This is a genomic window from Neobacillus drentensis, from assembly GCF_036965245.1.
In the GTDB taxonomy this organism is placed as follows: domain Bacteria; phylum Bacillota; class Bacilli; order Bacillales; family Cytobacillaceae; genus Neobacillus; species Neobacillus drentensis_G.
This window is the reverse complement of the sequence record NZ_JBALPG010000217.1, coordinates 2,910-3,703: the sequence shown is the minus strand read 5'-3', so window position 1 is coordinate 3,703 and position 794 is coordinate 2,910. Positions and strand designations below refer to the sequence as shown.

At 26.3% G+C, this 794-nt stretch carries 1 protein-coding gene; it reads left to right on the top strand.

The features are described 5' to 3' along the window. The first annotated feature begins 160 nt into the window (after window positions 1-160). Entirely contained in the window at window positions 161-772 is a 612-nt protein-coding gene (locus V7150_RS25675; RefSeq protein WP_335523943.1) for an RNA polymerase sigma factor, read from the top strand. Window positions 773-794: the final 22 nt, after the last annotated feature.

Genomic DNA, 794 nt, shown 5'->3' with positions numbered 1-794 from the left:
CTATTGTGTTATGGAAGTTTTAGCCATGATATGATAAATTTAAATAGGATTTTCCATAAATTTCATATGTTATATTATGGCTATGATTTGGTTTAGTCATTTTTTTATCACCAAAAACAGAACATACATTCGATTTTTGCTATAAAAAGGAGTGACTATTATGAATTCAAGAGAGCTTTCCAATAAGCAACTCAGGGCACTATCCGAATTTGAACTTAATAACAAAGAATTTCTTATAAATCCAATAATACAAAATTTTTTAAAAAACAAACAAAACTACCAACTTTTTCTAGATAGCATTTGTGATCCAACTGATGAAAATATAGAAAAATTAGATCGGAATTTTAAAATATTTTATTTTGACATACGTTTTATTTCTTTTATTTCTTCATCTTTATATTTTAACGCAGTTAATTTTAACAAAAGACAAAGAAAATATTCTTCTAGAAATCTATTAACCATTGATAGTACCATCCAACACGAAGAAGAAACCACTTTTAAAGATATGATTGAAGACCCTGAATCAGAAATTACTGTAGATAAGCTATCTATAAGTAATGACATAACCGATTATTTAATACATCCAATATTGTATAAGGCAGTTCAAAGTTTATCTGTAAAGCAAAAAGAAGTACTAAATTTGGTTTATATAAAAGGACTATCCGATACAGAAATAGCCAAATATCTTAACAAATCACAACAAGCTGTTTCAAAAATTCATAAGATTGCATTAAGAAAAATTCATAACTATATTAAGGAGAATGGAGGATAACATTTATGACAACTACCGATTT